General features: G+C 36.6%; 25 protein-coding genes. 17 read left to right on the top strand and 8 right to left on the bottom strand.

The genetic code is table 11. The annotated features are described in order from the left end of the window. Positions 1–7 precede the first annotated feature (7 nt). From ffh to SIB53_RS01030, 4 genes are all read left to right on the top strand, one after another. A complete protein-coding gene (gene ffh, locus SIB53_RS01045) occupies positions 8–1,471 on the top strand; it encodes a signal recognition particle protein (RefSeq protein WP_413678392.1) in 1,464 nt (487 codons plus the stop codon). 87 nt (positions 1,472–1,558) lie between these two features. Then, a complete protein-coding gene (gene rpsP / locus SIB53_RS01040; protein WP_413678391.1) occupies positions 1,559–1,891 on the top strand; it encodes a 30S ribosomal protein S16 in 333 nt (110 codons plus the stop codon). A 37-nt stretch (positions 1,892–1,928) separates the two neighbouring features. Further along, positions 1,929–2,906, top strand: a complete 978-nt coding sequence (locus SIB53_RS01035) for a PhoH family protein (RefSeq protein ID WP_413678390.1) — start codon at positions 1,929–1,931, stop codon at positions 2,904–2,906. 75 nt (positions 2,907–2,981) lie between these two features. Next, positions 2,982–3,719, top strand: a complete 738-nt coding sequence (locus tag SIB53_RS01030) for a Bax inhibitor-1 family protein (protein ID WP_413678389.1) — start codon at positions 2,982–2,984, stop codon at positions 3,717–3,719. Between the two features lie 42 nt (positions 3,720–3,761). On the opposite strand, the gene SIB53_RS01025 is transcribed toward SIB53_RS01030, so the two are convergent. After that, positions 3,762–4,274 (bottom strand): hypothetical protein, encoded by a 513-nt coding sequence (locus tag SIB53_RS01025; RefSeq protein WP_413678388.1) that lies wholly within the window; start codon positions 4,272–4,274, stop codon positions 3,762–3,764. Positions 4,275–4,325: 51 nt separating this feature from the next. Between SIB53_RS01025 and era the strand changes: the two genes are divergently transcribed. The 4 genes from era to larB are packed head-to-tail and all read left to right on the top strand — an operon-like array spanning position 4,326 to position 7,591. Then, positions 4,326–5,267 (top strand): GTPase Era, encoded by a 942-nt coding sequence (era, locus tag SIB53_RS01020; RefSeq protein ID WP_413678387.1) that lies wholly within the window; start codon positions 4,326–4,328, stop codon positions 5,265–5,267. A 5-nt stretch (positions 5,268–5,272) separates the two neighbouring features. Then, positions 5,273–6,499, top strand: coding sequence for a tRNA (guanosine(37)-N1)-methyltransferase TrmD (gene trmD / locus SIB53_RS01015; RefSeq protein ID WP_413678386.1), 1,227 nt, complete (start codon positions 5,273–5,275; stop codon positions 6,497–6,499). After that, a complete protein-coding gene (locus SIB53_RS01010; RefSeq protein ID WP_413678385.1) occupies positions 6,486–6,941 on the top strand; it encodes a TIGR03792 family protein in 456 nt (151 codons plus the stop codon). Before trmD ends, SIB53_RS01010 begins: the two co-directional genes overlap by 14 nt. Positions 6,942–6,943: 2 nt before the next feature. After that, entirely contained in the window at positions 6,944–7,591 is a 648-nt protein-coding gene (larB, locus tag SIB53_RS01005; protein WP_413678384.1) for a nickel pincer cofactor biosynthesis protein LarB, read from the top strand. Between the two features lie 199 nt (positions 7,592–7,790). Here larB and SIB53_RS01000 read toward each other — a convergent pair whose 3' ends face one another. The 5 genes from SIB53_RS01000 to SIB53_RS00980 form a co-directional block, all read right to left on the bottom strand. Then, positions 7,791–7,958, bottom strand: coding sequence for a hypothetical protein (locus SIB53_RS01000; protein ID WP_269606593.1), 168 nt, complete (start codon positions 7,956–7,958; stop codon positions 7,791–7,793). A 128-nt stretch (positions 7,959–8,086) separates the two neighbouring features. Continuing rightward, positions 8,087–9,040, bottom strand: a complete 954-nt coding sequence (locus SIB53_RS00995; RefSeq protein ID WP_413678383.1) for a DUF1517 domain-containing protein — start codon at positions 9,038–9,040, stop codon at positions 8,087–8,089. Positions 9,041–9,059: 19 nt separating this feature from the next. After that, entirely contained in the window at positions 9,060–9,278 is a 219-nt protein-coding gene (thiS, locus tag SIB53_RS00990) for a sulfur carrier protein ThiS (protein ID WP_413678382.1), read from the bottom strand. Beyond that, entirely contained in the window at positions 9,275–10,321 is a 1,047-nt protein-coding gene (locus tag SIB53_RS00985; protein WP_413678381.1) for a thiamine phosphate synthase, read from the bottom strand. The genes thiS and SIB53_RS00985 overlap by 4 nt, the downstream gene beginning before the upstream one ends. A gap of 157 nt (positions 10,322–10,478) precedes the next feature. Beyond that, positions 10,479–11,432 carry a bifunctional riboflavin kinase/FAD synthetase gene (locus tag SIB53_RS00980; protein ID WP_413678380.1) on the bottom strand — a complete coding sequence of 318 codons (954 nt, stop codon included), beginning with the start codon at positions 11,430–11,432 and terminating at the stop codon, positions 10,479–10,481. Between the two features lie 27 nt (positions 11,433–11,459). Between SIB53_RS00980 and SIB53_RS00975 the strand changes: the two genes are divergently transcribed. After that, complete coding sequence (locus SIB53_RS00975; RefSeq protein ID WP_413679164.1) at positions 11,460–12,023, top strand: DUF3611 family protein; 564 nt, start codon at positions 11,460–11,462, stop codon at positions 12,021–12,023. A 3-nt stretch (positions 12,024–12,026) separates the two neighbouring features. Here the strand turns inward: SIB53_RS00975 and surE are convergent, their stop codons facing one another. Next, positions 12,027–12,815 (bottom strand): 5'/3'-nucleotidase SurE, encoded by a 789-nt coding sequence (surE, locus tag SIB53_RS00970; protein ID WP_413678379.1) that lies wholly within the window; start codon positions 12,813–12,815, stop codon positions 12,027–12,029. 67 nt (positions 12,816–12,882) lie between these two features. On the opposite strand from surE, the gene pheS reads away from it, so the two are divergent. Both pheS and SIB53_RS00960 read left to right on the top strand, forming a co-directional pair. Further along, positions 12,883–13,890 carry a phenylalanine--tRNA ligase subunit alpha gene (pheS, locus tag SIB53_RS00965; RefSeq protein WP_413678378.1) on the top strand — a complete coding sequence of 336 codons (1,008 nt, stop codon included), beginning with the start codon at positions 12,883–12,885 and terminating at the stop codon, positions 13,888–13,890. Positions 13,891–13,984: 94 nt separating this feature from the next. Next, positions 13,985–14,893, top strand: a complete 909-nt coding sequence (locus tag SIB53_RS00960; protein ID WP_413678377.1) for an NAD(+) kinase — start codon at positions 13,985–13,987, stop codon at positions 14,891–14,893. Positions 14,894–14,896: 3 nt separating this feature from the next. Here the strand turns inward: SIB53_RS00960 and cbiE are convergent, their stop codons facing one another. Beyond that, the gene (gene cbiE / locus SIB53_RS00955; RefSeq protein WP_413678376.1) at positions 14,897–16,183 is read right to left on the bottom strand and encodes a precorrin-6y C5,15-methyltransferase (decarboxylating) subunit CbiE; all 1,287 of its coding nucleotides are present in this window, start codon (positions 16,181–16,183) and stop codon (positions 14,897–14,899) included. 98 nt (positions 16,184–16,281) lie between these two features. Here cbiE and SIB53_RS00950 point away from each other — a divergent pair, with 98 nt between their 5' ends. The 6 genes from SIB53_RS00950 (at position 16,282) to lexA (ending at position 21,805) form a co-directional block, all read left to right on the top strand. Continuing rightward, positions 16,282–16,569 (top strand): hypothetical protein, encoded by a 288-nt coding sequence (locus SIB53_RS00950; protein ID WP_413678375.1) that lies wholly within the window; start codon positions 16,282–16,284, stop codon positions 16,567–16,569. Beyond that, positions 16,550–17,047, top strand: coding sequence for a DUF3122 domain-containing protein (locus SIB53_RS00945; RefSeq protein WP_413678374.1), 498 nt, complete (start codon positions 16,550–16,552; stop codon positions 17,045–17,047). Before SIB53_RS00950 ends, SIB53_RS00945 begins: the two co-directional genes overlap by 20 nt. 1 nt (position 17,048) lies before the next feature. Next, on the top strand, positions 17,049–18,143 hold the full coding sequence (gene ribD / locus SIB53_RS00940) for a bifunctional diaminohydroxyphosphoribosylaminopyrimidine deaminase/5-amino-6-(5-phosphoribosylamino)uracil reductase RibD (protein WP_413678373.1): 1,095 nt from the start codon (positions 17,049–17,051) through the stop codon (positions 18,141–18,143). 104 nt (positions 18,144–18,247) lie between these two features. Next, positions 18,248–20,122, top strand: a complete 1,875-nt coding sequence (gene ftsH / locus SIB53_RS00935; protein ID WP_413678372.1) for an ATP-dependent zinc metalloprotease FtsH — start codon at positions 18,248–18,250, stop codon at positions 20,120–20,122. Between the two features lie 54 nt (positions 20,123–20,176). Next, entirely contained in the window at positions 20,177–21,133 is a 957-nt protein-coding gene (argF, locus tag SIB53_RS00930) for an ornithine carbamoyltransferase (RefSeq protein WP_413678371.1), read from the top strand. 63 nt (positions 21,134–21,196) lie between these two features. Then, complete coding sequence (gene lexA / locus SIB53_RS00925; RefSeq protein WP_413678370.1) at positions 21,197–21,805, top strand: transcriptional repressor LexA; 609 nt, start codon at positions 21,197–21,199, stop codon at positions 21,803–21,805. The last annotated feature ends 922 nt before the right edge of the window (positions 21,806–22,727 follow it).

Below are 22,727 nucleotides of genomic sequence, written 5' to 3'. Positions count from 1 at the left end.
TAAGAAAATGTTTGAGGAACTAACTAATCAATTTGAAGATGCTGTTAAAGCATTTAAAGGTGAAGCTAAAATTTCAGATGAAAATGTTGATGAAGCACTTAAACAAGTTAGACGAGCTCTCTTAGACGCTGACGTTAGTTTATCTGTAGTAAAAGAATTTATTGAAGAAGTAAGAGTCAAGGCAATTGGGACAGAAGTCGTCAGAGGTATAAATCCTGGGCAGAAATTTATTCAAGTAGTTCATGAGCAACTAGTAAATGTAATGGGGGGAGAGAATGATCCCTTGGCAAATTCAGAGGAAAAACCAACAGTAATTTTAATGGCTGGACTTCAGGGGGCTGGGAAGACAACAGCTACTGCAAAACTTGGATTGCTTCTTAAAGAAAATAATAAAAAGCCATTATTGGTTGCTGCTGATACATATAGACCAGCAGCTATTGATCAATTAGTAACTCTGGGAAATCAAATAGATGTAGAGGTTTTTAATTTAAGTTCCAAGTTAAAGCCCGAGGATATTGCAAGAAAAGGCTTGGAAAAAGCTAGAGAAGAAGGATTTGATACTCTTCTTGTCGATACTGCTGGTCGCCTTCAAATTGATACAGAAATGATGGGCGAGATGGTTCGAATTAAAGAGGCTGTTCAACCCGATGAAGTTTTATTGGTAGTTGATTCAATGATTGGCCAAGAGGCCGCAGATATCACCAGAAGTTTTCATGAAAAAGTAGGGATAACAGGCGCTGTTCTTACAAAACTAGACGGAGATTCGAGAGGTGGAGCTGCTCTTTCTATTAGAAAAATCAGTGGGAAGCCAATCAAATTTATAGGTACTGGTGAAAAGGTTGAGGCATTACAACCTTTCTATCCAGATAGGATGGCTAGCAGAATCTTAGGAATGGGCGATGTTCTAACCCTCGTTGAAAAAGCACAAAAAGAAGTTGAAATTGCTGATGCAGAAATTATGCAAAAGAAGCTTCAAGAAGCAACTTTTGATTTTTCAGATTTCGTAAAGCAGATGAGGATGATAAAGCGAATGGGCTCCCTAGGTGGCTTGCTAAAAATGATTCCTGGGATGAATAAAATTGATGATGGAATGATTAAAAGTGGAGAAGATCAACTAAAAAAAATTGAGGCAATGATTGGCTCAATGTCAGAAGAAGAAAGGAATAAGCCTGAATTACTAGCAGCACAACCCTCAAGACGTCGAAGAGTAGCTAGCGGTAGTGGTCATCAGCCTAAAGATGTTGATAAGGTACTTGCCGATTTCCAGAGAATGAGAGGCTTGATGAAGCAAATGTCTACTGGAGGAGGACTCCCTGGTATGGAGGGAGGCCTGCCTGGAATGGGAGGACTCCCCGGTATGTCCTCACCTGCTGCGAATTCCAATCAGTCAAGAAAAAGTAGAGGAGGTCCCGGTTCGATCCCCCGAAGACAGCGTCCATTTAAGAAAAAGAAAGGTTTTGGTGATCTTTAGAGATATCAAAAGGCTAAATTAATCATCAGTGGAGTATTATTAAAGTGAAGAACTTTTGAGTTCAATCCACTTACAAATAAATAAAAGATGATCAAGCTCCGCCTGAAGCGGTTTGGTAAAAAGCGTGAATCCAGTTTTCGTCTAGTTGCCTGTAATAGCACTTCAAGGCGAGACGGTCGCCCCCTTCAAGAATTAGGCTTTTACAATCCAAGAACCAAAGAAACTAGGTTAGATACTGAGGGTTTGCGAACTCGACTAGGACAAGGTGCTCAGCCTACTGATGCTGTAAGAACTCTATTAGAAAAAGGAGGACTTCTTGAAAAGAAAGTTCGACCAGCTGAAGTTCTAGGTAAGCAAAAACAAGAAAAAGAAAGATCAGCAAAGAAAAAAGATGCAGCTGCATCGGAAACTTCTGAATAAGAAGTTTTGATGAATATCAATAACTTCAAGAAAATTTATGTTTGAAGCAACCACTGAAGGTCGCTTTTCTATTGATTTACCTGATTCCGATGCTGCTACTGCTTTATCAGGAATTGGTCAGTCAACACTTCACAGACTGGGGACCCTCACAGGGGCTGCTTTTGCATTACGGGGATTGCAACTCGAAATAAAAGGAAATTCTTATCAATTAGAAAGAGCTGCAGCAATTGTTGAATTGGTCAGACCAATATGGGAAGAAGGACAAATTGTTTCGGACGTTGATTTACATGCCGCAGCTAAAGCATTGGATAATGGTAAAAAAAATGATCACGCCAAATCAACAAATAAAGTTTTAGCTAGAAGTCAAAGAGGAAATCTTTTAAGACCAAGAACAATTAGACAGAAATTTTATGTAGAGGCAATGGAAAAAAGTGATCTTACTTTTGCTTTAGGCCCGGCAGGAACAGGAAAAACATTCTTAGCTACTGTTTTAGCTGTGCGAATGCTTACTGAGAGAAAAATTGAGAAAATTATTTTGACAAGACCTGCAGTTGAAGCTGGAGAGAGATTAGGCTTTTTACCAGGAGACTTGCAGCAAAAGGTTGATCCTTATTTAAGGCCTCTATATGATTCTCTTCACTCTTTAATTGGACAAGAAAAAACTAATTTACTTATAGAAAAAAATGTGATTGAAGTGGCTCCTTTGGCTTATATGCGAGGAAGGACTTTAGAGGAATCTTTTGTGATACTTGATGAAGCTCAAAATACGACTTCTGCACAAATGAGAATGGTTCTTACCAGGTTGGGTGAGAGATCAAGGATGGTAGTAACTGGAGATGTAACGCAAGTAGATTTGCCATTCGGACAAATGAGTGGACTTATTGAAGCAGCAGATTTACTCGAAAAGGTTGATGGAATTTCAGTTTGCAGACTTACCTCAGCAGATGTCGTAAGACATCCCCTTGTTCAGAGCGTTGTTGATGCGTATGCAGAACTAGATAAAAAAAGACGATAGGGTGATCCGCATTCACATTCGTGAAGACTTATTTTTTTTGTGCCAAAATAGGTATTAATAATTATCTGGTGCGTTATGCCAGCAAACAGCAATTTTCAACAAGCTATTCGTGAGGCACAATCAAGTGCACTTATAGGTCCAAATGTCGTAAACAAAGCCTTACCTTATGTAGGTGGAGGGATGGCTTTAACTGGATTAGGCGTTTTAGGCGGACTTTCTTTACAAGCAACTAACAATCCTTTATTTGGTCCATTATTCATAGTCGCATTTATTGCAGAGATAGTTCTGTTTTTTATGGCAAGTAGTGCTGCCAATAATGCAAATAATTCAAAGGCGCTTCCACTTTTGACCGGATTCAGCTTGTTAACTGGTTTCACTCTAAGTGGGATTGTTGGGTTGGCTATTCAAGTTGCAGGAATGGGAGCAATTGGAACAGCTGTATTCGCTACTGGAATCACATTCGTGATTGCATCTTCTGTAGGCAGAAAAATGAGTGATAACGTTGGTCAAGCTTTACAAGGCGCGGTGGGCCTTGGATTGCTTGGTTTAATTATTGCGATGGTTTTTCAGTTTATTGGTGGGTTTTTTGCTCCAGGGATGTTCGGAGGCAGTGGATTTGAATTAATGATCGCTGGTTTTGGGACTGTACTTTTTGTAGCAATGTCCTTTGTAGATTTCTACACTATGCCAAGAAGATATAACGATGAGCAGTATTTAGCAGGGGCATTGGGAATGTATCTAACTTATATAAATCTATTCGTTTTTGTTCTTCGCCTCATTATTGCTCTTCAGGGCGGTGGGAGAAGAGACTGAGATAAATAATCAAACATAAAAAAGAGTCCGGAAGGCTCTTTTTTATGTTGCAACTTCATAAATACTTTCTGATATTGCATTGATTTGTTCATTGTTATACCCCCATCTATTAAGAAACTTCAAATATTCACCATTGCCTTTTATCGCTTCAAGTAAAACATCTAAACGTTTTTTTACCTGATTTGAATCTAAGAGTTTAAGTAATTCAATACACCGAATTTTTATCCTCTCTGATTGGATTGCCTGGGGATCATTATTCTTTCTATGTGTAATTCTCATCGCAGAACTCATAGCAAGATTCTTTACGATTAAGTCAACAACAATTTCACCAGAACTTCTTAATTGAAAAATTAATGCATCAGGAACTCTATCCATTAAAGGACAATCTATTGAGAGACTTACAACAAAAAATCCTCTTGCTCCCTCAACCGTTTTAATTAGTTCGCCAATTCGATCAGAAATAACTTCGTCACTTATTTCATCATTTTCCCAACTTTTGCACCAAAGCATTGATACTTGCATCGCCTCTTTAAAAGTTGGTTTCTTTTCATTCATGGTTTTATTGTCCTTTTAGAGTAAGGCTATAGATAATCGTAGAGAAAGAAAATGTCTTTGGGAGATTTAAATCAAGAGGACTTTAAGTCAGGATTTATTGCATTAATAGGTAGACCCAATGTTGGTAAATCAACTTTCATAAACAAATTTATCGGAGAGAAAATATCAATTACCTCACCGATTGCTCAAACCACTAGAAATCGATTAAAAGCAATACTTACGAAAAAAAAGTCCCAAATTATTTTTGTAGATACTCCTGGCATTCATAAACCCCATCATTTATTAGGTGAAAGACTCGTTCAGAGTGCCCAGAGATCTATTGGAGAGGTTGATGCAGTTTTAGTTATTTTTGAAGCTAATCATTCTCCAGGTAGGGGCGATGCATTCATTTTGAATTTGATTAGAAATTTAGAAATCCCAGTGATTGTTGCCTTGAATAAATGGGATCTTGTTCAATTGACTCAATTTACACAACGAAAGAAAGAATATCTAGACTTTTTTGAGGGTACAAATTGGCCAGTTTTTTGTTGTAGTGCTCTTACAGGAAAGGGATGTAATGAATTAATTAGTCAAATAGAAGAAAAACTACCTTTGGGACCTCAGTTATATCCAAGTGATATGACTTGCGATCATCCTGAGAAGTTTTTGATGGCTGAATTTATAAGAGAACAAGTTTTAAAAAATACACGCGAAGAAGTACCTCATAGTGTTGCAGTCTGTATTGATAAAATTGAAGATATACCTTCGAAAAAAAAATCTGAACAAAAATCAAGAATAGGAATTCTTGCAACTATTTGTGTTGAGAAAAAAAGTCAGAAAGGGATTTTAATTGGTAAAGGTGGAAGCATGCTAAAGAAAATTGGCCAGGAATCAAGAATGCAAATTCAAACTTTAATTAATGGAAATGTCTATTTAGAATTGTTTGTTAAAGTTGTGCCTGACTGGAGAAGTAAATCTTCTAGGCTTAATGAGTTTGGCTATGAAGGGAGCTAAGTTATATGAGTAAATTGAGGTTCGATGTGATAAGCCTTTTCCCAGAGGCTTTTAAAAAGTTTTTTAATCACGGACTAATAAAAAAGGCATTTGAAGAGAAGATTGCTTCAATTTATATACATAATCCTCGTGACCACGCGAAAGATAATTATCGAAAAGTTGATGATGAACCATATGGCGGAGGCGCAGGAATGGTCTTAAAGCCAGAACCCTATTTTTCGGTATTTGAACAAATTCCAAAGCTCAACAAAAAAAGAATACTTTTAATGACTCCACAAGGTAGAAAAATTTCTCAATCAGATTTTTCTAGATGGTCAAAAGAAGATCAACTTATATTGATATGTGGTAGCTATGAGGGATTTGATGAAAGGATTCGATCTTTAGCTGATGAAGAAATTTCCGTTGGAGACTTTGTTCTGACTGGTGGAGAAATACCTGCAATAACTGTTATTAATGGAGTAGTACGTCTATTGCCAGGAACCTTAGGTAGTACTGAATCATTAGACGATGAAAGTCATAATGAGTTTCTTTTAGAACATCCCCAGTACACACGACCCTCAGAATTCAAAGGTATGAAAGTTCCTGATGTCCTTCTAAGTGGTAATCACAAATTAATTAAAGAATGGAGGCAGAAGCAAAGAGAAATTAGGACTCAGTCCCGCAGACCCGATTTGTTCAAACTTTGGAAGCTCGACCAATTATCATTCGATAATGGAAGTTCATTATTGAAAACTGAAGTGAGCTTACGAATAGGCAACGGTTATGACATGCACAGATTGGTTCCTGGCCGAGCTTTAATACTTGGAGGAGTTAAATTAAATCATCCTGATGGTTTAGGTCTTGATGGTCATAGTGATGCAGATGTTCTTACTCATGCAATTATGGATGCCATCTTAGGGGCATTATCTTTAGGGGATATTGGAAAGTATTTCCCTCCAGATAACCCTAAATGGAAAAATGCAGATAGTTTGATTCTACTTGAACAGGTAATGGTATTGGTTGAGAAGAAAGGTTGGCAAATTCAAAATATTGATTCGGTTATTGTTGCTGAAAGGCCAAAATTAAAACCTTACATTCACTTGATGAAGGAGAAAATATCTAAGAAAATAGGAGTTGATATTGATGATGTAGGAGTTAAAGCAACTACAAATGAAAAATTAGGTGCTGAGGGAAGGGAGGAAGGTATATGTTGTCATGCAGTTGTTTTGATGAAAAGAAATGAAAACCATTAGAAAGAGAAATTTTCTAGAAATAACATTTAGGTTCCTTTTTATTAGTGTTATCTTTCTTTCTACTATTTTTGGAAACGTGGAAAATATTCAAGCTGAGTCTTTATTGAAATCTAATTTTCCAAAGGAATCAATTGTCGAGCACCTAAAGCTTGCTGTCCCGAAAAAATTTAAAAGTGCTTGGTTAAAAGCCGAAGAAGGTAGTTGGGAGCCATGGTTATTTAAACAAGATGGTTTTTTAGGACGCCAACTGTTTTGGGACCCTGAAAGTGAGGAAGCAACCTTATTAATTGGTTGGGAGTCAAGAGCAGTTTGGAAAAATATTTCTAAGAAAGAAATAAATTTTGTTCAGCAGGATTTCGAAAAGATTGCCAGAGAGGAGACAGGCGAAATTAGTGGAAACCCTTTCCCATTGATTTTTGAAGGGGAACTAAATCCAGAGTAAAAATGAATCATTCAATTATTGATTTTCAGAGACGAAGTCGACTAGGTGTGATTGAGGCTATATGGGGGGAGCATAAAACAATTGAACAAATTTCTGAAATATTGAAAGAATATCAACTTGAGTCTGAAACTGCTTTAGTGACAAGACTCTCCAAAGAAAAGGGAGAAAAACTTTTAGTTGAATTTCCTTCTGCAGAATTTCATGAAATATCCGGTTGTTTAACTTTGGGAGGATTTAAGGGATGTATTTCTGTTGAGGAAGAAGTAATTATTTTGACTGGTGGCACAAGTGATTTGGGAGTGGCGTCAGAAGCAGAAATAGCTTTGAATTTGCATGGAATAAAAACTAAATTGTTTATAGATGTTGGTGTGGCAGGACTTCACAGGCTGCTAGATAGGTTGGAAGAAATAAAATCAGCAAAAGTAATTATTGCATGTGCCGGAATGGAGGGAGCTTTGCCTACGGTGCTTGCTGGATTAATTCCTCAGCCAATTATTGGACTGCCTGTTTCTGTTGGATATGGTATTAGTGGTGGAGGAAAAACTGCTTTGGAGGGAATGCTTGCAAGTTGTGCTCCAGGATTAGTAGTAGTGAATATTGATAATGGATATGGCGCAGCAATGGCTGCTATTAGAATTTTATTGGACTAATCTTTTTTTGATTTTATTTCTAGAACCTCCTCTAACCATAATTTCATTGAGTTAGGGAGTAGACCTTTCTCATAACGGAATATTGCTTCTGTAAGAACCGGGGTGTTTATCCATTGAATTGTCTTTCTTCTCATTAGATTATTTTCTTTCTCTTAAGTTGGGTTATTAACTTGAGGAGTGCAAGGGGAGATGTGTACTCTTAAGATTCTTCGTCATATTTGCTACCCAGTCTTGTTAGCTCATCACTATTGTTGCTCGATTCAACATCGAGAAGACGAGTGACTAATTCTGATAAATCTCTTTGAGCTAGCTCTCCCGAGCTTTCCCATTTCATTGATCGAGGTTCTGGTTGCGAAGAAGCCGACACTTCTAGTAAGGGTAAATAACTGTCACGGAATGCTAACTCTTATTTGTATATTTTTTGAGTGTTGTTTACGTAAATAAGATGAAAAAAATATAAAGAAATCAAGTTTTTGGTTGCTTTGGACACTGAATTTATAAATGTTTAAGATTTGGGTATTGAATTATTAGCTCTTCTTCTCTCAGGGTCTCTCCTTCTCCGTCTGGTTGCCAGATGACTTCTAATGCGATTAAGTCATTTGATGATATCGACCCTAAGAGTCTCAATGCTTCTGTGATGAGTTCGCTGTTTGCGGAGTTTTTTAGTCTTAAATCCTTTTTGGTTGCTAGGAGAATCGTTATGGCGATATATTCATTTGTTGAATCAGAATCGCCAGGATTGGATTTATCATTTGAAAATGTAGATATTTGACCAGAATAATTTGATGTAATTTCTGCTTTTAATTTGCTTCTTTCAGTTATTGATATTCGATTAAATGTTGATTCTGCGGAAGTAAATGGAACAGAGCCTGTTTCTATATTTGAATAGACCCATAATTCAGGCTTCCTCAGTAAGGAAAGTGTTGTGTCTTGAAGAACTTTTTGCAGTCCCGAAGAAGTTGATGTATCTGAAGTTGAAGCAAGCTCTCTAAGCTTTACTTGAATTCCTTTTGCACTTGCCAGTAAGCCAATTTGAAACTGAACTAAAGAAACTTTGGATGGGTTCGCTGATTGAGAAACTATTGAGTTGTTACTTTCCTTGGAAAAATTTGAAGAGTTTTTAAATGAATTAACAATCACACCAACGATCGACATAAGTATTAAAAAACCAAAAACACTACCACCAAAGCCAAATATTGGTAGCAAGAAAGGAAAACCAATACCACCTCCTCTATAGCCACTTCCATAACCTCGAAAGTTATTGCCTCCATAATTTTGGATTCGAGGTGAAGAAGGTGTTTGAAAATTTCCACCACCGATGCGTCCTCCACTGGCAGCTGACGCAGGGTTGGGATTAATACATAAAAAATAGGAAATTATTAGAGAAATAACCAGAAAAGAAAAAAATCCTTTTCTTTTAAACCAGTTAAAGCGAATAAATTTGAACACTTATTTTTGTCGGAATTAATTAACTGTAGGAACCACCACCAACAATTGTCACGATCTCTAAGCAATCGCCACTTTTTATTTTTGTACTTTTCCAAACTTTTGGGTTGATAATTTCACCATTTAACTCAACTACAACTAATTGAGGTTTGTAACCAAAATGCTCAAGTAAACCTTCCAATAGTGATTCTTCATTTGAGTTGTCAATGGCTTTGATTTCGCCGTTAATTTTTAATTTCATGTTAGAAATTTGATAAGCTCCTCAGTTTTTGAAAAGGGGTCAGTTGAATTAATGATTGCATTTGATACGGCTATGCGTAGATTATCTATTTCGTTCAATTTGTTGATATTTGAGTTGTTGATTCCCCCAATAGCAAAAGCTGGTAGGAGAGTTTCACTTAATCCCTTTCTAAGGTAGTCAATTCCAATTGGATTTAGTTCGTTTTTTGTTTTAGAGGGAAATATTGGCCCTATGCCAATATAGTCACAGCCTTCTTGTTCAGCATTTTTTATGTCTTCAAAGCAGTGAGTGCTTCGGCCAATGATCTTTTCACCCCCTAGGAGCTCTCTCGCGATTTTTGCAGGTATATCTTTTTGCCCTAAATGAATCCCATCAGCGTCAACAGCCAGTGCGATATCGATACGGTCATTGACTATAAAAAGTGAATTGTACTTTTTACAAAGAGAGGCTAAGCATTTAGCTTGTGAAATTTTTTCATTATCATGCAAAAGCTTTTCTCTGTATTGAACTATTTTTACACCAGCTTTTAGAGCTTGAAGAACAATCTCTTCGAGATTTCTTCTGTTTGTTGTAATTAAATATATGGAACAATTTTTTAGGGTTTGTCTTTTATTAATGCTTTCTGATGTATTGAGAACTTTTACCTCGAGCTCATAAGTTTCGTATCTGATTTTGGTGGCTACTTCACAAAGCTTCTGATCTGTTATTCGAGTGAATTCCTCTATGACTCTTAAGGCTTCTTGAACTCTGGATGAATTAGCAATAAATATAGCCTCTGGGGTTGATCTGACTTTTTGTAACGGATGTGAAACCCCCATCGCTGGGTCGTTGGATGTAAGCCTTGCTTTTCGATAAATGTTGTGGTGATGTACACCTAACTGTTGCCTCCAATCTTTGATTTGAATAGATAAATCCCTCCTTTTTAGTCCAAACCTGCACCAATCTTCCATAACTCGAAGCCCCTCTCTAGCGCGATCAAGGTTCGCGTCAATTAATTGAGCAATACGATTATCAGATGGAGGGGTGACAGGCATTAATTTCATGTCATCCTTTATTAGTTGATATGTATTTAAATTTTATTGTGGAAAATGATTCTGAGAACAATATGACTGTGCTTATTTGGGGGGTTTTTTTGTTAGGGGGCATAGGTTTATTTGTTGTGTGGGGGTTGTCTAACGCTTATCCCACAATTACTTGAATTTATAGTTGTTTTGTCAATATTTCTTTAGCCAATTTTGCATCTAAACTGATCTGTTTGCTCAGTTCTTCAATGTTCTCAAACTTTTTTTGAGGTCTAATTCTGTGCACAGGTTCAATAATTAATTCATGTCCTAATAGGTTGATTTCTTTGTCTAGAAGATGAACTTCTACTGCTGATAGGGAGTTTGGATCAATCGTAGGCTGAGGTCCCATATTCATAACCGCTGAGAAACGTTCTTTCTTGTTTTCTATGGAAGCCCAGGCTGCATAAACACCCAATGAGGGAAGAAATTTTCTCCCATCTATTTTTAAATTTGCCGTTGGCCATCCAATTTTTTTACCTAAACCTCTTCCTTTCTCAACCTTTCCTCTAAAGGTGTATGGACGTTTTAATAGATATTTGGCATATTCTAAATCACCCTTGTTGAGTGCTTTTCGTACTCTGCTACTACTAAGGCGACCTTGATTATCTTCGAGGATAGGAATAATAGAAATTTTCACACCCAGAGATGCACCTATCCTTTTTAAAGTAGAAGTGTCACCTTCTCTATTGCGTCCAAACCTAAAATTTTCTCCAACTGCTATGTGTTTAGCATGAAGGGTTTTTACTAGAATTTCTTCTACAAATGTCTCAGCACTTTTAGAAGCAAGAGTTTTATTAAACGGGACTAAAACTAATTGTTCTATTCCTAGTGGCTCGAGCAGGAATGTTTTTTCATTTGGTAAATCTAATCTTAATCTTGATTCTCCAAAGAGAACCTCACGTGGGTGAGGCCAGAAACTGACTACTGTTGGAACCCCAATTGGTTCTTCTATGATAGCTTTTATTACTTTTTTATGACCTAAGTGAAGGCCATCAAAACTACCTAAAGCCAGCGCTGTAGGTAGTTTTGCGTTCTCAGGAGCATAGAGAGGAATCAAGATAAACGTGCAATTTTTGTGCTTAGATGGCAAGTTTGGTTTATCGGCTTATTCATCGTGATGGGAGATCAACTCGACTTTAAATTGCTTTCTCTAGGGATGAGAAGAATTGGTTGGCTTCGGTTTTGGATTCAAACAATTTTGGGTGTAGTAGTAGTGGGTGTTTTGTTGTTCAACAATGTTGGAAGTAGTTTAGCTAGAAACTCAGAGAGAGCATTGGGCTTAGGACCAGGTTTGTCTCTCACGACATTGTCATTCATTTTATTGCTATTTAGCCTTTGGCAAGGTTGGTTGATAGTGAAAACTGGTAGAGCTCTAGGTAGCGAGGCGCGCCCAAGTAGAGGTGAAACAAGTCGATTACTTAAGAGAGGCTTGATTGTCGATTTAATCGGATTGGTTTTTTCGTCCGTCGGATATCAATCTTTGGCAGGTGCTTTGTTCGTTCAGGCTTCAATGCAAGCCCCTGGGATTTCTATTGGTACAGGTATGAGAGCGATGGAAAATTATCCCATTACTTCTTTGGAAATGCTCTCTGTCTTGAGTAATACACAAGTTTTATTTGCCCACTTAATTGGTCTGATTTTTTCTTTGTGGTTGTTGCAAAGGATTTTTCGGAAAAACTAATTTTTAAATTAATTTTGGTAAATTATCTAAATTTCCTCTCCAAAAAAGATCAGGTTGAATTGGCGTTAAAGAGGGAGAGCACAAAGCTATTTGAGAGACATCACTTGGCCATCCTTTAGGCCCTTCTCCAGCTGATTGAAGATCTTTTACTGCTTCCCCAGCCATCCAAAAATAGGTGTTTCCTCTTGGATCTATTCGACGAATAAATTGCTCCTCGTATTGTCTTATTGAGAGTCTTGTCCAAACCAATTTCCCCATTTCTTTTTCGTCACAAGGGGGAATGTTTAAATTTAGTAGTAAGTTCTTTGGCCAACTTTGTTGAATAGATTTCTCTGCAATATCTAAGGCAAGTTTCCCAGCAAAACTAAAATTTTTCCATTGAAAACTTGCAATGCTTACTGCAATGGATGGGATTCCATCCAAAGTTCCCTCAAGTGCAGCAGCAACAGTTCCAGAGCAAAAAATATCCGTACCAAGATTAGGTCCATGATTAATTCCTGAAAGGATTAAGTCTGGCTTTTGATCAAGAAGTTCATTAAGTGCAAGTTTTACGCAATCAGCAGGGGTCCCACTACATCCCCAAGCTTTAATACTTTTCCCAAATAATTTGTCTGCTTTCTCAGCGCGTATTGGCGAATGCAAGGTTAATCCATGACCGGTTGCTGACCTTTCTTGATCTGGACAAACAACAGTAACTTTATGCCCTCTGCTAGCTGCGGATGTGGCAAGTGTTCTTATCCCTTCTGCAAAAACTCCATCATCATTACTAATTAAAATTCTCAATGGTTTCATTTTTTAGCTGTTTGATTTAGAACTGGGACTGGTTGCCAATTAAACTAAGACTCGAGATTGGAATTCATTGAGTTCAACATTATCCCTAAAGCAGCTCATTAATGAGCTTGAGATTCTAGAAAGCGAGGCTGCAAAAGAGATTGCTGCTGCTAAAAATTCTGAATCAATAGAGAAATTAAGGTTGAGTTTCCTTGGTAAGAAAGGAAAACTTTCACTTCTATTGGGAGGGATGAAAAATCTTTCTAGTGAGGAAAGACCTTTAATTGGTGAAAGAGCGAACGTTTTAAAAACTCAATTGCAAAAATTAATAAAAGAAAAGCTTGAAATTATAAAAACTCAGGCTTTAAATCAGATATTAATAAAAGAAACTATAGATGTTACAGCTCCTCCAACTGGTATTTCTCAAGGACATAGGCACCCCCTAATAACAACTACTGAGCAAATAATTGATCTTTTCCTAGGTCTTGGATACCAAGTTTCTGAAGGACCTGAGATAGAGAATGATTACTACAATTTTGAGGCACTAAATATTCCGCCTGACCATCCTGCAAGAGATATGCAAGATACTTTTTATTTGGGAGGTGAATATCTTTTAAGAACTCATACTTCGCCTGTGCAGATTCGTTGCCTTGAAAATAAAAAGCCTCCTGTAAGAATTGTCTCTCCAGGTCGGGTTTACCGAAGAGATGCCGTTGATGCTACTCATTCGCCGGTGTTTCACCAGATTGAGGTCTTAGCAATTGATGAAAAGCTTGACTTTAGTCATTTAAGAGGAACTGTAATGGCTTTTTTAAAAGCTTTTTTTGGAGATCTTCCTATTCGATTCAGAGCTAGCTATTTCCCATTTACTGAGCCATCAGCAGAAGTTGATGTTCAATGGCGAGGTAAATGGTTAGAAGTTATGGGTTGCGGGATGGTAGATCCCGCTGTCCTAGAAGAATTAGGGATTGATCCAGAAAAATATAGTGGATTTGCGGCTGGCCTTGGAGTGGAAAGATTTTGTATGGTTCGTCATGGAGTAGATGACATTAGAAAGTTATACACGAGTGATCTCAGATTTTTAGAACAATTTTAAATTAGATATTTTTGAATTTACTTTTAATTTTATTAAATAAATATTATTGACATTTAATTGCTAATATTGATTGATAGTTTGTGAAGCATGATCGGTGCCCCGAGTAGGACTGATCGTTAATGACGGGAAAGAGCTTGCTGTTAAAACAGCAAAAACTTTTCAAAAGAAACTAGAAGACTCTGGTTTTGATGTCGTCAGAGTTAGTAGTGCAGGCGGTTTATTAGGTTTTACTAATCCTGATCAATACATGAGTTCACAAGGCTACAACTCATGTATTCCAGATGGTTTTGATTCTTCAATTTTGTTTGCCGTTGTTTTGGGAGGTGATGGGACTGTCTTGTCTGCAGCAAGACAAACTGCACCATTGGGTATCCCTATACTCACAGTAAATACAGGGCATTTAGGCTTTTTAGCTGAGGCGTATCTTTCAGATATAAATAAAATTTTCAAACATTTAGTTGTAAGGCAATGGACTATTGAGGAGAGAACAAGCCTAGTAGTAAGTGTTATGCGAGGTGATCAATGTAGATGGGAAGCTCTTTGTCTTAATGAAATGGCATTGCATCGAGAACCTATGACAAGTATGTGTCATTTTGAAATTTCTGTTGGTAGGCATGCGCCTGTGGATATTTCTGCAGATGGTGTGATCCTGTCTACGCCTACTGGCTCAACTGCTTATTCACTCAGTGCTGGGGGACCAGTAATTACTCCTGATTGTCCCGTTTTGCAGCTTACCCCTGTATCTCCTCATTCATTAGCTTCAAGAGCTCTTGTCTTTAGTAATGAAGAGCCAGTAACAGTTTTTCCTGCCACACCTGAAAGATTAATGATGGTAGTAGATGGGAGTGCGGGCTGTTATGTCTGGCCAGAGGATAGAGTTTTGATTAGGAAAAGTGATCATCCAGTTAAGTTCATTAGACTTTCAGATCATGAGTTCTTTCAAGTTCTAAGAAATAAATTAGGTTGGGGCTTACCCCACGTTGCGAAACCTGATAAAACATAAAAATCATATAATTTCACATTTCAAAATAAAAACAGGATTTAAAGGAGATAATCTTATATCTTCTCCAATGCTTACACCTCTATATGATTGATGTTGACTTATAGATAATTTGTGAGCTTTAGGCTTTAAAATTGACTCTAATTTTGATATTGATTTTAATGAGATTAATGGTATTACTATTATACAAGGACTATTTATTAGTTTCAATACTTTTTCAATAATTAAATCTAATTTTGCCCCTCCGCCTCCTATAATAACTCTATCTGGATGTAAAAGATCATGTGTAATTTTATCTTCTTTCAATATATTTAATGCTTCATCTTCAATTATTAAAGATGGATTAACACCAAGTCTTCTAGCATTTTCTTTGATAATATTCTTACTCCCAATCCTTTTATCAACGGATACTAATTTTAAGCTTGGACATATCCTTAATGTTTCAAGACCGATACTCCCAACACCACTACCTATATCCCATATTACACCTTGTTTTGGTAGGTTAAGCTCCGAAAGTATTTGAACTCTAACCTCTTTTTTTGTCATTAATCCAGGGCAGTCTGAGTTTTGAAGAAAAACTGAATCCTGAATTCCAAATAAAGGCAATTCCTCTGATGATTTTAGTGGCTCTTCTCTTTCAAAAAGAATAACGAGATGCAATGGATCAAAATTACTTGGGAAATCACCAATAGAAGAAATCTTTAAAATTCTTTCGTTTAGGTATCCGAGCCTTTCGAAAGTCCAAAAATCATATTTCCTCTCAAGCCCCATTGAATGAAGTGATTTATAAACCTCTTTAGCACCCTCTCTATTTGAGTCAGTTAAAACTACAAGTGAAGGTGGAAGCTTTTTAATTGCTTTTTCAAATGGAAGCGGATCTCTTCCATGAAGACTAATCCATTGTGTATCTTGCCAAGGTTTTCCAAGTTTGGAAAAAGCCAGTTGAAAAGAGGTGGCGGCAGGCTCAAAATAAAGTTTTGATAAAGGAAAGTTTTGAATTAATAACCTACCAATTCCAAACCAAAGAGGATCACCACCGGAAAACACAATTGTTTTTTTCTCATCTTTTTTTAATAGATCTATAAAGTCATTTAGTTTGTCAGTGGCAATAAACTCAAACTTATGATTCCTAATATTTTTTTCCTTTAACCATGTTTTGAATGAATCTAAAATTCTTTGTGGACCAGTGATTCTTTTTGCTTTGAAGATTGGTTTTTTTTTAGCTTCAAACAAACTTTCAACACTTGAAGTATCAATTCCTATTACATGTATCTGCTTTGACTCATCAGACATGGTTCAAATAAATGGATCTAGAAAGATTTATTTTTTATAGCTTTACTATTTTTTCGATGAAAATCAACTAAAACTCCAATAGTTAGTTTGAAAGTTTTGTGAATCTTAAAAAAAACGAATCAGAGGAACACTTAACCAGAAGATCCCGACTGCATGAAATTTTGATAGCTCTGATTAAGCAACAAAGGGATTTAGAATTAATGGATGATGGTGTGCAAGTCTTTGAAAATCCTATTAATTATTCAGAGAAATTTGATCCTTCCAAAATAGTTGAACGCAATCAACGTATCATTAAGAAATATCAGTCACTTGTTCGCTCCGCAATAGCATTAGATGCACTACTTGAATCAGAAGATTACGATATTAGTGAGGGAAGGATTTCGTAATTTATTTCGTTTAATAATTTCTTGTCTTTTGATTGGTTGTTGTTTTCTTACTAGTGCAAATAAAAGTCATGCAGATTCAAAAGTTGTTTTAAATGATCAGAAAAAAGAAATTAAAAGAAGTTTAGAGAGTCTCAAAGACTTGGATTACCAAACTTGGCAGATTATTGTCTATCCAAGTTCCAAAGAGTCAAAGAATTTAATTTTAAGAATTGTGGGTTATCCAGGCTCATTAAGGATTGATCATCCAACTAACTTGATAGTTAACTCAGGGATAAAGACTTGGAATCTAAAAGACATAACAAAAAACAGTAAAATTAAAGTTGGCAATTTGAACGACTCTGCGGCGGAATTTGACCTAAGTACTTTGATTGCTGAGTTGGATAAAAATAGACCCCTAAGACTAAGCTTGCCTGACTTAATAAATGATTTGCCAATCCCTCCATACTTAGTAAGTGAATGGAGATCATTAGCTAAATAAAATGATTAATTTACCTGAGGATCAAAAAATATGGGTGCCATGGATGAGACGATCAATCCAACTGGCTTTATTAGGAGAAGGTAGGACAAGCCCAAATCCTCTTGTCGGATCTGTTGTTTTGGATTCGAGTGGAAGCCTTGTTGGAGAGGGATTTCACACGGGAGCAGGGAACCCTCATGCCGAAATAGAAGCACTTGCTCAGGCTGGGAACAAGTCTATTGATGGAACAATTGTTGTGACTTTAGAACCCTGTTGTCATCAAGGTTTAACACCTCCTTGCACAGAAGCAATAATAAAAGCAGGTTTAAAAAGAGTTGTGATTGGGATGGTCGACCCTGATCCCAGAGTTTCAGGTAATGGAATTTCAAGATTAAAAGATTCTGGACTTGAAGTTATCGAGGGGGTTTTGAGTAAAGAATGTGAATCAATTAATCGTGAATTTAGTTTTCGAGTTCGTCATGGACGTCCTTGGGGAATTCTTAAATGGGCAATGAGCTTAGATGGAAGGATTGGCTTACCCAATGGCTGTAGTAAGTGGATTACAGATTTTCCGGCGAGGAATTCGGTTCATCAAATTAGATCTAAGTGTGATGCAGTAATAGTGGGAGGCGGAACAGTTCGTTTCGATAATCCTCTTTTGACTTCAAGGGGGAAATCCAATGTTGAACCTTTAAGAGTCATTTTCTCAAGGTCACTGAATTTACCTAAAGCTGCAAAACTTTGGGATACAAAAATTGCGAGAACAATAATTGCTTATGGGCCAGAGGGGAATGAAGCGTTCTTCTCTGATTTACGAGATGGACCAGAGAAATTGAGATTAAATTCGAATGATCCATCCGAATTACTAAGTTCACTTGCGAAAAAAGGATGTAATAAAATTCTTTGGGAATGCGGCCCTAAATTAGCTACAAGTGCAATTGAGGCTAATTGTGTTCAGGAATTAGTAGTTTTTATCGCACCAAAACTTTTAGGAGGTAAGTCTGCAATGAGTCCCTTGAACAGTTTTGGATTTGATTCAATAGACTCCACCTACAAATTGCAACATTCTCTTTTGGAACGAAAAGGAGAAGATCTTTGTTGGAGTCTACTTATTTAGTCGGTTAATTTATAAAAATTAGATATTCGTTCGGATCTCCCTCCAGTTAAAGAAGTCGATTTAGCATGAAACAGTTTAACTTAGTAGTAATCTAGTTTTTGCTAATGCCAATACGACAGGACGAAAATCAACCTAATAGACGTTTTGGAATAATTAATTTAGTTCTCATAGGTTTTGGAGCGCTCCTTCTTTTCAGTAGTTTTTTTCCAAGCTCAAACACTCAAGTTCCAAGAGTTCCATATTCCCTTTTCATAAATCAAGTTGATGATGGTGAAGTTAAACGTGCTTATATAACTCAAGATCAAATTAGATACGAACTTTCCACTGCAGAAGAAGGAGCGCCATCAGTGCTTGCAACAACTCCAATCTTTGATATGGAGTTACCCCAGAGACTTGAGAAAAAAGGCGTGGAGTTTGCAGCTGCTCCACCTAAGAAACCAAATATTTTTACGACGATCCTTAGCTGGGTTGTCCCACCTCTTATTTTTATTCTCGTGCTTCAGTTTTTCGCCAGAAGAAGCATGGGTGGAGGAGGAGCTCAAGGTGCTTTAAGTTTCACAAAAAGTAAAGCAAAGGTTTACGTTCCAGATGATGAATCAAAAGTCACTTTCGAAGATGTTGCAGGGGTTGATGAAGCGAAGGATGAGTTAACAGAAATTGTCGATTTTCTTAAGAAGCCACAAAGATATACAGATATAGGTGCGAGAATCCCTAAAGGAGTTTTGTTGGTTGGCCCTCCAGGAACAGGTAAAACTCTTTTATCAAAAGCAGTAGCTGGTGAAGCGGAAGTACCTTTCTTTATTATTTCCGGTTCTGAATTTGTAGAATTATTTGTTGGCGCTGGTGCAGCAAGAGTTAGAGATTTATTTGAACAAGCTAAGAAAAAAGCACCTTGTATCATTTTCATTGATGAACTTGACGCCATCGGCAAAAGCAGATCAGGTTCAATGGGAGTTGTTGGGGGAAATGATGAAAGAGAGCAAACTTTAAATCAGCTCCTCACAGAAATGGATGGGTTTGCTTCAACAGATAAACCAGTTATTGTTCTTGCTGCAACTAACCAACCTGAAGTATTAGATGCAGCCTTATTACGTCCAGGCAGATTTGATAGACAAGTACTTGTTGATAGACCTGATCTATCCGGGAGAAAAACTATCTTGGAAATATATACAAAGAAGGTAAAACTTTCAAATGAAATAGATTTAGATCGCATTGCTCAAGCAACCAGCGGATTTGCTGGAGCTGATCTTGCTAACATGGTTAACGAAGCAGCTCTTTTAGCTGCCAGAGGCAAAAGAACATCTGTTGAACAAAAAGATCTCAATGAAGCTATTGAAAGAGTAGTTGCTGGACTAGAGAAAAAGAGCCGAGTCTTACAAGATGATGAGAAAAAAATTGTTGCCTATCATGAGGTGGGACACGCAATTGTGGGTCATTTAATGCCTGGAGGAAGCAAAGTCGCAAAAATATCAATTGTACCAAGGGGAATGAGTGCTTTAGGATATACACTCCAACTTCCTACCGAGGAAAGATTTTTAAACTCAAAAGAGGACCTTCAAGGCCAAATAGCTACTCTTCTCGGTGGTAGGTCTGCAGAAGAAATAATTTTTGGAAAAATTACCACCGGCGCATCAAATGATCTTCAAAGAGCTACTGATTTAGCTGAGCAAATGGTTGGAACTTACGGTATGAGCGATATATTGGGACCTCTAGCATACGATAAGCAGGGAGGTGGTCAATTCCTTGGTGGAAACAACAATCCAAGAAGAGAATTAAGTGATGCAACTGCTCAGGCGATTGATAAAGAAGTAAGAAGTTTGGTCGATGATGCACATGAAAATGCCTTAAACATTCTTAAGAATAATCTTTCATTACTAGAAGATATTTCTCAAAAGATCCTTGAAAAGGAAGTCATAGAGGGAGATGAGCTTAAAGAGATGCTATCAAGTAGTGTCATGCCTGAAAAAGTTTTAAACTAAAAGACTTGACTTTTATATCCTTTATCAATGATAAAGGATATTTGAGGCTTCTTTATGGCTTCAGCATCATTTGGCTTAGCTTCTAATTTAACTTCTTTTAGTAACAACAACTTTCTTTCATCATCTGATTTAAATAGTATTCAAATTTTATCTTTATTTGAATTAGCAAAAGAACTAAAAATAGGTAATAGAAGAATTGATCTTGGCAATAGAGTCCTTGGTTTGATATTCAAAAAAGCATCTACTAGGACAAGAGTTAGTTTTCAAGTCGCAATGGCAAGACTTGGAGGTCAGACTGTTGATTTGAATCCCCAAGTTACTCAACTGGGAAGGGGTGAGCCCATTAAAGACACCGCAAGGGTTTTGAGTCGCTATTGTGATGCCCTCGCAATAAGGACATTTTCGCAGAAAGAATTAGAAGAATATGCAGAGTGGTCTACTATTCCTGTAATTAATGCTTTAACTGATCTTGAACATCCTTGTCAGGCACTTGCTGATTACTTAACAATTCAGGAAAACTTCGGAACGCTTGAAGGAATAAACCTTGCTTACATTGGAGATGGGAATAATGTTGCTAATTCATTGATGATATGCGGAGCGATGTTGGGAGTTAATGTGAAAATATGTTCTCCAAATGGTTTTGAAGCAGATTCAAAAATTGTAGAGAAGGCGAAATCACTCTCAGAAAATGGATCGATAATTTCTATTTGCAATGATCCTTCAAAGGCTGTTAAGGAAGCTCAAGTTATTTATACAGATGTTTGGTCCTCTATGGGGCAAGAGGAAGAACATTTAAAGAGGAAAGAAATTTTTGAAAAGTATAAAGTTGATAAAAATCTAATAGGGCTTGCAGATGAGGAAGTAATTATTTTGCATTGCTTGCCTGCTCATAGAGGAGAGGAGATCACAGAAGAGGCTTTAGAAAGCGAAAGTAGTCAAATCTTTAACCAAGCTGAAAATAGACTACATGTTCAGCAAGCCTTGCTTGCAGTCCAGCTTGGGGGGCTATAGGGTTGCGATATTGAGATAATTTAGGTACATATGTATTGGAGGACATATGTACTTAAATTCTTAATGCCGGAAGAAACTCTGACTAGTGCCCAGCAAGAACTCTATGACTGGCTGGTAGATTTTATTGGTGACCATCATCACAGCCCCTCAATTAGGCAGATGATGGAAGCTATGGGCCTAAGATCTCCAGCACCCATTCAAAGCCGACTAAGGCATTTACAGCAAAAAGGTTGGATAAAATGGCAAGAAGGTCAAGCAAGAACGCTGCAATTAATAGAGGAGGGGATATCGGGTGTTCCTGTTTTGGGAGCAATAGCTGCCGGTGGGTTGGTTGAAACTTTTGATGATATACAGGAAACTCTGGATCTGAATTCAGTTCTTCAATTAAAAGGACTTTTTGCTTTAACTGTAAATGGAGATTCAATGATTGATTCTTTTATTGCAGACGGAGATATGGTTTTAATGGAACCGGTGAATGATCCTTCTCGTTTGAGAAACGGAACTATAGTTAGTGCAATGGTCCCAGGCTTGGGAACTACTTTGAAACATTTTTTTCGTGATGGAAGTTTAGTTCGTTTAGAAGCAGCTAATACATCTTATGAACCTATAGAAATTGAAGCGGAACAAGTACATGTTCAAGGAAAGCTAGCAGCTGTTTGGAGAAAAACTTAACTCTATTTCTCAATTAATTAAAACTTTTATTGTTGTTTCCCAAGAGTTGAATAATAATTTTCTATTTTTATCTTCGAGATAAATAAATTTTCTGCAGTATTAAATGGGTTCTTATTTGCAATAAAGGAACCATACTCCTTATGCTTTTAATAAATTACACCTTTTTATTTATAATTTGAAGAGTATTATTTTTTCCCAATTAATGAAGAATTTATTATGCATTCAATTACTATGAATCTAAATTATTTTTTAGTGTTTTTATAGTCAAAAATAAAAAAAATGGTTGATTAGTTAAATAAATCAACTTGTGTCAAAACTTAATCTTAAGTTAAATTATTGAACAATTATTTAATTTGGTTAAAAACATTATCACATAAAACGTTTTTTTTAATGGGTTTCTATAAAAGCAAGCATTGGAAATTCTGGCTTTAAAACAATTGATGCTCTTAAAAAGAAATTAGAATTATTAACTAAAGAAATGGAAGAAGAAGAAATTTGCCCTGGCTATAAAGTATAGATCAACTAGCAATAGGTATTTCTTTGGTGGAATTGTTTTTTTCTTTTAAGCTTAAAAGCCATAGTTAAAATTGATTTTTTCATTTTAAAATCTAAAAAATACAAAAAGATTTTGATGCTTCAAGAAGGTTTTTCCACTTTTCCACAAAATTCATATTTTAAAAAAAATCTCAACAAGGATCATGTCAATTGAATAAGTGGATAAATTACAAAAAAATCTTGGAGCCCTAAAACGCTTCTCTAGCAGTTGGTCTCAAAGACCTTGTATCTCTTGATACATTAAAAAGTTCTTGTTAAAATTCTCGGACAAAACTTTTTGTAATATGAGGAAAACATGAAAATGTGGAAAAGTATCATAATGTACAACGATGTCTCTGAGGGGAACTTTTTAGGTTGAAAATTAAAT

Source organism: Prochlorococcus sp. MIT 0916 (assembly GCF_047305155.1).
Taxonomy (GTDB): Bacteria; Cyanobacteriota; Cyanobacteriia; order PCC-6307; family Cyanobiaceae; genus Prochlorococcus_B.
The sequence above is the reverse complement of the archived record's forward strand: the minus strand, read 5'-3'. Positions and strand labels throughout refer to the sequence as shown.

What these genes read in the sequence shown, in the direction of transcription:
- ribD (WP_413678373.1), top strand. Translation starts at nt 17,049, where the DNA reads ATGATTAATTTACCTGAGGATCAAAAAATATGGGTGCCATGGATGAGA.
- SIB53_RS00985 (WP_413678381.1), bottom strand. Translation starts at nt 10,321, where the DNA reads ATGAAATTAATGCCTGTCACCCCTCCATCTGATAATCGTATTGCTCAA.
- cbiE (WP_413678376.1), bottom strand. Translation starts at nt 16,183, where the DNA reads ATGTCTGATGAGTCAAAGCAGATACATGTAATAGGAATTGATACTTCA.
- larB (WP_413678384.1), top strand. Translation starts at nt 6,944, where the DNA reads ATGAATCATTCAATTATTGATTTTCAGAGACGAAGTCGACTAGGTGTG.
- SIB53_RS01030 (WP_413678389.1), top strand. Translation starts at nt 2,982, where the DNA reads ATGCCAGCAAACAGCAATTTTCAACAAGCTATTCGTGAGGCACAATCA.
- ffh (WP_413678392.1), top strand. Translation starts at nt 8, where the DNA reads ATGTTTGAGGAACTAACTAATCAATTTGAAGATGCTGTTAAAGCATTT.
- argF (WP_413678371.1), top strand. Translation starts at nt 20,177, where the DNA reads ATGGCTTCAGCATCATTTGGCTTAGCTTCTAATTTAACTTCTTTTAGT.
- ftsH (WP_413678372.1), top strand. Translation starts at nt 18,248, where the DNA reads ATGCCAATACGACAGGACGAAAATCAACCTAATAGACGTTTTGGAATA.
- SIB53_RS01025 (WP_413678388.1), bottom strand. Translation starts at nt 4,274, where the DNA reads ATGAATGAAAAGAAACCAACTTTTAAAGAGGCGATGCAAGTATCAATG.
- era (WP_413678387.1), top strand. Translation starts at nt 4,326, where the DNA reads ATGTCTTTGGGAGATTTAAATCAAGAGGACTTTAAGTCAGGATTTATT.
- lexA (WP_413678370.1), top strand. Translation starts at nt 21,197, where the DNA reads ATGCCGGAAGAAACTCTGACTAGTGCCCAGCAAGAACTCTATGACTGG.
- SIB53_RS00975 (WP_413679164.1), top strand. Translation starts at nt 11,460, where the DNA reads ATGGGAGATCAACTCGACTTTAAATTGCTTTCTCTAGGGATGAGAAGA.
- surE (WP_413678379.1), bottom strand. Translation starts at nt 12,815, where the DNA reads ATGAAACCATTGAGAATTTTAATTAGTAATGATGATGGAGTTTTTGCA.
- thiS (WP_413678382.1), bottom strand. Translation starts at nt 9,278, where the DNA reads ATGAAATTAAAAATTAACGGCGAAATCAAAGCCATTGACAACTCAAAT.
- SIB53_RS01010 (WP_413678385.1), top strand. Translation starts at nt 6,486, where the DNA reads ATGAAAACCATTAGAAAGAGAAATTTTCTAGAAATAACATTTAGGTTC.
- rpsP (WP_413678391.1), top strand. Translation starts at nt 1,559, where the DNA reads ATGATCAAGCTCCGCCTGAAGCGGTTTGGTAAAAAGCGTGAATCCAGT.
- trmD (WP_413678386.1), top strand. Translation starts at nt 5,273, where the DNA reads ATGAGTAAATTGAGGTTCGATGTGATAAGCCTTTTCCCAGAGGCTTTT.
- SIB53_RS01035 (WP_413678390.1), top strand. Translation starts at nt 1,929, where the DNA reads ATGTTTGAAGCAACCACTGAAGGTCGCTTTTCTATTGATTTACCTGAT.